At 74.3% G+C, this 8,064-nt stretch carries 9 protein-coding genes; 3 read left to right on the top strand and 6 right to left on the bottom strand.

Annotated elements, in window-relative coordinates:
- Positions 1-170: 170 nt before the first annotated feature.
- Genes ACTUAL_RS05635 through ACTUAL_RS05645 form a run of 3 tightly spaced genes read right to left on the bottom strand, consistent with a single transcriptional unit; the run spans position 171 to position 2,843 of the window.
- Positions 171-827 carry a response regulator gene (locus ACTUAL_RS05635; protein WP_015804789.1) on the bottom strand — a complete coding sequence of 219 codons (657 nt, stop codon included), beginning with the start codon at positions 825-827 and terminating at the stop codon, positions 171-173.
- A gap of 37 nt (positions 828-864) precedes the next feature.
- Complete coding sequence (locus ACTUAL_RS05640; RefSeq protein WP_440899496.1) at positions 865-2,421, bottom strand: sensor histidine kinase; 1,557 nt, start codon at positions 2,419-2,421, stop codon at positions 865-867.
- A gap of 17 nt (positions 2,422-2,438) precedes the next feature.
- On the bottom strand, positions 2,439-2,843 hold the full coding sequence (locus ACTUAL_RS05645) for a pyridoxamine 5'-phosphate oxidase family protein (protein ID WP_096496744.1): 405 nt from the start codon (positions 2,841-2,843) through the stop codon (positions 2,439-2,441).
- 144 nt (positions 2,844-2,987) lie between these two features.
- On the opposite strand from ACTUAL_RS05645, the gene ACTUAL_RS05650 reads away from it, so the two are divergent.
- Positions 2,988-3,854 (top strand): arylamine N-acetyltransferase family protein, encoded by an 867-nt coding sequence (locus tag ACTUAL_RS05650; RefSeq protein WP_096496745.1) that lies wholly within the window; start codon positions 2,988-2,990, stop codon positions 3,852-3,854.
- Here ACTUAL_RS05650 and ACTUAL_RS05655 read toward each other — a convergent pair.
- The 3 genes from ACTUAL_RS05655 to ACTUAL_RS05665 form a co-directional block, all read right to left on the bottom strand.
- On the bottom strand, positions 3,847-4,392 hold the full coding sequence (locus tag ACTUAL_RS05655; RefSeq protein WP_440899497.1) for a hypothetical protein: 546 nt from the start codon (positions 4,390-4,392) through the stop codon (positions 3,847-3,849). The genes ACTUAL_RS05650 and ACTUAL_RS05655 overlap by 8 nt on opposite strands.
- A gap of 112 nt (positions 4,393-4,504) precedes the next feature.
- Positions 4,505-5,083, bottom strand: a complete 579-nt coding sequence (locus ACTUAL_RS05660) for a hypothetical protein (protein ID WP_440899498.1) — start codon at positions 5,081-5,083, stop codon at positions 4,505-4,507.
- A 153-nt stretch (positions 5,084-5,236) separates the two neighbouring features.
- Positions 5,237-6,430 carry an acetyl-CoA C-acetyltransferase gene (locus ACTUAL_RS05665; RefSeq protein WP_440899499.1) on the bottom strand — a complete coding sequence of 398 codons (1,194 nt, stop codon included), beginning with the start codon at positions 6,428-6,430 and terminating at the stop codon, positions 5,237-5,239.
- Positions 6,431-6,555: 125 nt separating this feature from the next.
- Between ACTUAL_RS05665 and mce the strand changes: the two genes are divergently transcribed.
- Positions 6,556-6,996 carry a methylmalonyl-CoA epimerase gene (gene mce, locus ACTUAL_RS05670; RefSeq protein WP_440899500.1) on the top strand — a complete coding sequence of 147 codons (441 nt, stop codon included), beginning with the start codon at positions 6,556-6,558 and terminating at the stop codon, positions 6,994-6,996.
- Positions 6,997-7,176: 180 nt separating this feature from the next.
- Positions 7,177-8,064: chromosome segregation protein (locus ACTUAL_RS05675; protein ID WP_440899501.1), on the top strand; the 888-nt coding region annotated here is incomplete at its 3' end.

The following is an 8,064-nucleotide window of genomic DNA, read 5'->3' on the forward strand; positions in this document are numbered from 1 at the left end:
CCCGGGTCCCTCTTCCCCGGTGGCCCGGGCCCCCCCCCGGCAAACGGGTAAAGTGGGCCGCGGGATTGGGGGGCTGTGGCTCGCCTCGCTCGCACACAGCCCCCGGAGTCCTCGGCGAGCACCGGTGGCCGCAGGCAGTGCGGTGGTCCGTGCAAACCCAGGACAAGCCCCTAGTAGTGCTGGTACCCGCCCGCCTGCCTCCGCTTGGCCGCGTAGACCCCGGCTTCCGTCCTCCGGTCGAAACCCAGCTTGTGCAGCAGCGACGACACGTAGTTCTTGACCGTCTTCTCCGCGAGGAACAGCCTGCCCGCGATCTGCCGGTTGGTCAGCCCCTCCGCGATCAGGTCCAGGATGCGCCGCTCCTGCGGGCTCAGCGACGCGTACCGGGGGTCCTCCACCGGTCCGCCCCGCAGGCGTTGCAGCACCGTCGCGGTCACCCCGGCGTGCAGCAGCGAGCCGCCCGACGCGAGCGTCCGGATCGCCGACACCAGGTCGTTCCCCGACACCTGCTTGAGCATGTACCCGGCCGCCCCGGCCATGATCGCCCCGAACAGCGCCTCGTCGTCGTCGTACGACGTCAGCATCAGGCAGGCGGGCGGCGGCTGGTTCCCGGACCTGATGTCCCGGCACACCCCCACCCCCGAACCGTCGGGCAGTCGCACGTCGATCACGGCCACGTCCGGCTTCAGCTCCGCCGCCGCGGCGACCGCGTCCGCCGCCGTCCCGGCCTCGCCGACGACCGAGATGTCCGGCTCCACCTGCAACAGCTGCAACAACCCGCGCCTGACGATCTCGTGATCGTCCACCAGCAGCACCGAGATGGTCATCCCGCGAGCACTCCCCACGTCGTCCGCACCTCGAGGGCTAGGCGGCCACCAGCGGAACCGACCACCGGATCACCACCCCCATCCCCTCCTCGCTCTCCACCTCGCACACCCCGTCCCACCGCTCGGCGCGCGCCCGCATGTTCACCAGGCCGCCGATGTGCCGCCCCCCGGCGCCCGGCAGGCCCTTGCCGTCGTCGGACACCACCAGCCGCACCGCGGTCGCCGCGCCGTCCACGGAGAGCCGGACCCCCACCCGCCTGGCCCCGGAGTGCCTGGCCGCGTTCGCCAGCGCCTCCCGCAACGTCGCCAGCAGGTCCGGTCGGACCTCGTCCGGGACCAGCGAGTCGATCGCGCCCTCCACCACCAGCTCCGGCTCGAACCCGAGCATCCGCACCGACTCCTGCACCGCCGCCAGCACCTGCGAGCGCAGGCTGGACACCCCGGACGGCTCCTGGAGCGAGAAGATCGTGCGCCGGATCTCCCTGATGGTCTGGTCGACCTCGCTGACGAACTCCCCCAGCCGCTCCGCGACCACCGGCTGCTCGATCAGCCCGTTCAACCCCTGCAGGCCCAGTCCCAGCCCGAACAGCCGCTGCACCACCAGGTCGTGCCGGGCGCGGGCGATGCGGGCGCGGGCCTCCCGCACCCCGCTGCGCCGCCCGGCGCCCTGCGCCTTGGTGAACTCCAGGATCAGCGCCGCCTGCCGGGCGAACGACTCCACGAGCGCCACGTCGCCCCGGTCGAACGTGCTGCGCTCCGGCCCCCTGACCACGAGCAGCACGCCGAGCACCCGGTCGCCCGCCGCGAGCGGCACGATCACCACGGGGCCCGCGCGCCCGGCGTGGCCGGGCAGCTCGTCCAGCACCTTGGGCCTGCCGGTGGTGAACACCTCGCGGCTCGCGCTGCCCTCGCGGGACACGGTGAACCCGCGCAGCGCGCCGTCCTCCACCCGCACGTGCAGCTCGCCGTCCGCGTCGGGCATGGCCATGGCGGCGCTGACGGCGTCGGCGGCGAGCCGGGCGCGCACCGCGACCAGCCGCAGCGCGTCGCGGTCCGGGGTGCCGGTGAGCAGCGCGTTGGTGACCTCGTTGGACGCGCGCAGCCACACCTCGCGCTGCCGGGACTCCTCGTACAGCCGGGCGTTCTGGATCGTGATGCCCGCCGCCGCGGCCACGGCCTCGACGACCTCGCGGTCGGGCTCGGTGAACCCGCCACCGCCGATCTTGTCGGTCAGGTAGAGGTTGCCGAACACCTCGCCGCGCACCCGCACGGGCACGCCGAGGAACGCCGGGTCGCCGGGGTCGAACGAGGTGGGCGCGCCCCCCTGCCGCGCGGCGCCGTCCTCGCCGACGGTGAACTCCAGCAGCTTCCGGTCCGGTCCGACGACGGCGAGCGCGCCGTAGCGGGCGCCCGCGAGGTCGCACGAGGACTCGACCAGCCTGCGCAGCACGTCGGGCAGCGACAGGTCGCTGGCCAGCGACACGACCGCGCCCAGCAGCCTGCGCATCCGCTCCTGGGAGTCGACCACCTCGGCGGAGCGCTCGGTCAGCAGACCGACCAGCGCTTCTAATCGCGTCGCGTTCGGGTCCCCCACCGGGTCGAGGTTATCGGTCACGGCGCTGGAATGCGACGACCCGTCATGAGCTCGACGACCATGCTCAGGTAGTGGTCACCGCCCTCGATGCCCCTGCTGGGCAGCTCCAGCGCGCGGGCCCGCTCCAGGGCGTCGTCGTCCACCACCTCGGTGACGTGCCCGATGACCAGCACGGACCAGCCCGACGTCAGGTCGTCGGCGATCTGGTCGACCTCGAACGCCACGATGCTGTCGCGGGTCCCCGCCGCGGCGCTGCTCCTCGGGACGCGCATCAGCAGCGCTCCCCGGTCGACGACGTAGACCACCGGGTGGACGACGGGCAGGGCGTTCGCGGTGTACACCAGCCTGCCGAGGCCCTGGGTGGCGAGCAGCCGCATGCACTCCTCGTGCGGGAGCACCTCCAACCCAGCCGAGTCCAGCATCGCACCCTCTTATCCATCCCCCGGATCGACCACGCCCCCCGTGCCGGGTGTCTAAGTTCGGGCACGGAGGGCGGAGCTGCCTAGGGGCATAAGACCCCCTGTCGTCGTCTCAACCCGATGTTTCACCTGATTGGGGGATAGCGAATGGAGCTGGTCGACGTCGCGGGGCTGCTGCGGCGACTGCGCGTGGTGGCCGAGCCGCCGAGCGCGGACGCGCTGCGCCGACTGCACCGGGCGTTCGTGGCGCGGGTGCCGTACGAGAACTCGGAGATCCAGCTGGGCCGCCCGACCTCGGTGGACCCGGCGGAGACGGCGGCCAGGATCGTGGACCGGGGGCGCGGCGGGTACTGCTTCCACCTGAACGGGGCGCTGTCCGCACTGCTGCGGGGGCTGGGCTACCGGGTGAGCGAGCACGCCGGGCACGTCCAGGGGCGCGCCGGGGAGCCGCCGGAGCTGAACCGCTCGCACCTGGCGCTGATCGTGTCCGGGCTGCCGTCCACGAGCAGCCCGGACGGCCGCTGGCTGGTGGACGCCGGCCTCGGCGACGGCCTGCGCGACCCGCTGCCGCTGCGCGCGGGCGAGCACCGGCAGGAGGTGCTCGCGTTCGGGCTGGCCGAGTCTCCGCTGGTGCCGGGCTGGCGGTTCACGCACGACCCGAGGGGCAGCTTCCACGCCGTGGACGTCGAGTCCGAGCCGACGACCACCGGGACGTTCGCGGCCCGGCACCACCACCTGTCGACGTCCCCGGACTCGCCGTTCGTCCGGGCGTTCACCGCGCAGCGGGTGGACGCGACCGGGATCGACCTGCTGCGGGCGCTGACCCTGACCAGGCGCGCGGCCGGGGGTGACCGGACCCTGGTGCTGGAGTCGCGCGGGGACTGGGCGGCGGCGCTGGCCGACGTGTTCGGGCTGGTCCTCGACGTGGCGGAGCTGGACGTGCTGTGGCCGAAGGCGCTCGCGCAGCACGAGGCGCACCTGGCCGCGCGGGCGGCGGCCCCTGGGCTCAGGTGAGCCCGATGGTGATCTGCTCGTCGACCACGCCCCGGTAGCGCGGCCCGGCGGCCTGGCGCAGCGCGCCGTCCAGCACCGGCAGCGCCGCGAAGCTGTCCGCGACCGGCAGCCGGTAGCGGCCGTCCTCGCGGCGCAGCAGGTGCGCCATCTCCGGGTGCCGCGCGGCGAAGCCGGGGTCGCCGGGGAACAGGTCCAGCCGCAGGAACGTCCTGGGCGCGCTCTTGCGCGCCATCCCGCCGTCCACCGACCGGGACACCGCCACCGCGCCCAGCTCGCCCCAGGCGACCGCCCACGGCGCGCCCTGCGGGTCGTCCCAGCGCACGCCCTGCGCCTCCACGACGAGCTTGCGCGGGCGGCTGAGCTTCTTCCAGGAGAGCAGCGGCAGCAGGCCGAGCACGACGAGCGCGGTCCCGAGGACCAGCAGGGCGAGCCCGCCGGTCGAGGAGAAGGCGACCAGCCCGAGCACGCCGAGCACGAGCGCGACGGCCGAGCCGATCAGCGCCTTGCGGGTGGACGGGCCTGCGACGTCGATGACCACCGGGTGCACGGTGCTCCCTCCTGGACTGGCTGTACTGGCTGTACTGGCCGGACCGGCTGAACCGGGCGGACCGGCGGGTGGGGCTCCTCGGGACCGGGCTCGGGTCTCGGGCTCAGGTCAGGCCGACCGAGAACCCCTCGTCGACCACACCCCGGTAGCGCGGCCCCGCCGCCTGGCGCAGCGCGCCGTCCATGACCGGGATCAGCCCGGCCGAGTCGCCCAGCGGCAGCCGGTACCGCCCGTCCTGCAGCGCGAGCCGCGCCAGCTGAGGGTGCCCGGCCGCGAACCCGGCCGGGTCGGCGGGGAACAGGTCGAGCCGCACCATGGTCCGGCGCACGAGGTTGGACGGGGACACGATCGGCTCCTTGGTGCGGGAGACCGACACCGCGCCCAGCTCGCCCCAGCCGACCGCCCAGGACGCGCCCCGCGGGTCGTCCCAGCGCACGCCCGGCGCCTCGAAGACGAGCTTGCGCGGACGGCTGAGCTTCTTCCACGTGATGATCGGCAGCAGTCCGATGCCGGTGAGGACCACGCCGATGACCAGCGCGATCGTGCCCCCGCCGAACTCGCCGTCCCGGTACGCCGACACCGCGCCGACCAGCGCCAGCACGCCCAGCACGAGCGCGACGACGCCCCCGACGAGCGCCTTGCGGGTGTCCCTGGTGCCGACGTCGATGACCACGGGGTGCACGGGGTTCCTCCTGGGGGTCTGCTGCCCGCCAGCCTCCCAGAAACCGCACCGGTCCCGCCGGGAGTCCGAAGCATTCCCCGCACCCGCGCGCACGGGCCGTGACCACCGCCACGCGGCGGGGACGTCCGGGTGGACACCCCCGCCGCGCGCCGCTCAGCCCTTCTTCGGCACCCGCACGATCAGCGCGTCGCCCTGCCCGCCGCCGCCGCACAGCGCCGCCGCGCCCACGCCGCCCCCGCGCCTGCGCAGCTCCAGCGCCAGGTGCAGCGCGATCCGCGCCCCGGACATGCCGATGGGGTGGCCGAGCGCGATCGCCCCGCCGTTGACGTTGACCTTGTCCGGGCTGATCCCCAGCTCGCGCGTGGACACCAGCCCGACCGCCGCGAACGCCTCGTTGATCTCCACGAGGTCCAGTTCGGCGGGGTCGACGCCCTCCTTCGCGCAGGCCGCCTTGATCGCGTTGGACGGCTGCTCGTGCAGGCTCGCGTCGGGCCCGGCGACCACGCCGTGCGCGCCGATCTCGGCCAGCCACTCCAGCCCGAGCTCCTCGGCCTTGTCCTTGCTCATGACCACGACGGCCGCCGCGCCGTCCGAGATCTGGGAGGCCGACCCGGCCGTGATGGTGCCGTCCGCCGCGAACGCGGGCCGCAGCCGCGCGAGCGTCTCGGCGGTGGTGTCGGCGCGCACGCCCTCGTCGGCGCTGACCAGCACCGGGTCGCCCTTGCGCTGCGGGACGGCGACGGGCGCGATCTCCTCGGCGAACAGCCCGGCCTCGGCGGCGCGGGCGGCGAGCCGGTGCGAGCGGGCGGAGAACTCGTCCTGCTCGGCGCGGGTCACCCCGTGCCTGCCGTTGTGCTTCTCGGTGGACACACCCATCGCGACCTGGTCGAACGCGCAGAACAGCCCGTCGTGGGCCATGTGGTCGACGAGGGCGGTGTCGCCGTACTTGAACCCGCCGCGCGAGTCCTTGAGCAGGTGCGGGGCCTGGGTCCTGGACTCCTGGCCGCCCGCGACGACCACGTCGAACTCGCCCGCGCGGATGAGCTGGTCGGCGAGCGCGATGGCGTCCACGCCGGACAGGCACACCTTGTTGATCGTCAGCGCGGGCACGGTCATCGGGATGCCCGCGTTCACCGCGGCCTGCCTGGCCGGGATCTGGCCCGCGCCCGCGGTGAGCACCTGGCCCATGATCACGTACTGGACCTGCTCGGGCGCGACGCCCGCGCGCTCCAGCGCGGCCTTGATCGCGACGCCGCCCAGCTGGGCGGCGGAGAAGTCCTTGAGCGAACCCAGCAGCCGCCCCATCGGGGTGCGGGCGCCGGCGACGATGACGGAACCACGGGACACGACGGCCTCCACGCGAGTGAACACTGGTTAACTCAGCGCCACCACGGTACCGGCCCCCGCCTGCGACTACGGGTGTGAGCCAGCGCACAAGACCCTCGGGGGGCGCGCCACTACGCTCCGCGGGCATGGAGCTGCTGAGCGGGTTGATCACGGCGGTGGACCACGTCGGCATCGCGGTGCCCGACCTGGACGAGGCCATCGCCTTCCACCGGGAGACCTTCGGCCTCGTCGTCGCGCACGAGGAGGTCAACGAGGAGCAGGGCGTGCGCGAGGCCATGCTGCGCGCCCCCGGCGACGGCGGCGGCGGCACGGCGGTGCAGCTCCTGGCCCCGCTCAGCCCGAAGTCGACCATCGCGAAGTTCCTCGACCGCTCGGGCCCCGGCCTCCAGCAGCTGGCCTACCGGGTGTCCGATGTGGACGCGGCGGCCGAGCGGCTGCGCGGGGCCGGGCTGCGGGTGCTGTACGCGAGCGCCAAGCGCGGCACGGGCGGCAGCCGGGTGAACTTCGTGCACCCCAAGGACGCGGGCGGCGTGCTGGTCGAGCTGGTCGAGCCCGCCGCGCCCTGATCTTCGCGCGGCGCGGGCGCCCGCGCCGCCGGGGGCGTTCCCGACCCGTTCGGAGCGCCCCCGAACGGACGCCCGCGCCGCGCGCCCCCGGCTCCATGATCCTGTCCTGGCAAGGAAGATCGTCCCGCTGTGCGGCCTTCGAGTGCCGGTGGGACACCCGGAGCGGGTAGCGTTGGCGGCATGGGCCTCGCCGACGACCGTGACCTCGTTCCCCTCGGCTCCGGCTTCGACATCGTCAAACGCGGGTACGACCGCGGGCAGGTCGAGGAACACCTGGAGCGCCTCGATTCCGACCTGCGCCTGCTCGCCGCCGACCGCGACGCGGCCATGTCGCAGACCAGCGACCTGGCCCGCCAGCTGGAGGCCGCGCGCTCCGAGATGGCGGACCTGCGCAACCAGATCGACCGGCTGTCGATGCCCCCCACCACGCTGGAGGGGCTGAGCGAGCGGTTGCAGCGGATGCTGCGCCTCGCCCAGGACGAGGCCAACGAGATCAAGGCGCGCGCCGAGGCCGAGGGCGGGCACATCCGGGCCAAGGCCGAGTCGGACGCGGGCGCGCTGCGCAGCAGGTACGACGCCCTGATCGGCGAGCTGGACCAGCGCCGCGTCGACATGGAGAACGAGCACCGGGGCGTGCTGGAGGGCGCGCGCGCCGAGGCCGAGAAGATCGTCGCGGACGCGCGCGAGCAGGCGGGCCGGATCGACCAGGAGGCGCAGCAGCGCCGCACCACGGTCGAGGAGGACTTCGAGATCGCGATGGCGGCCCGTCGCGTGGAGTCGATGAAGACGCTCGCCGAGCAGGAGGCGAGCAGCAAGAACGAGGCCGAGCGCAGGCTCCGCGAGGCGACCGACGAGGCGGCCCGGATCAGGGCGCAGGTCGCGCAGGAGCAGGCGGCGGCGAACGCGGAGGCCCAGCGCCTGGTGCGCGAGGCCACCGAGGAGGCGAACCGCAGGCGGCACGACTCGCTGTCCGAGGCGACCGCGCGCGTGCAGGAGGCCACGGACGAGGCGAACCGCCGGGTGCGGGAGGCCACCGAGGAGTCCAACCGCAGGGTGACGTCGGCGACG

This window comes from Actinosynnema sp. (assembly GCF_052038725.1).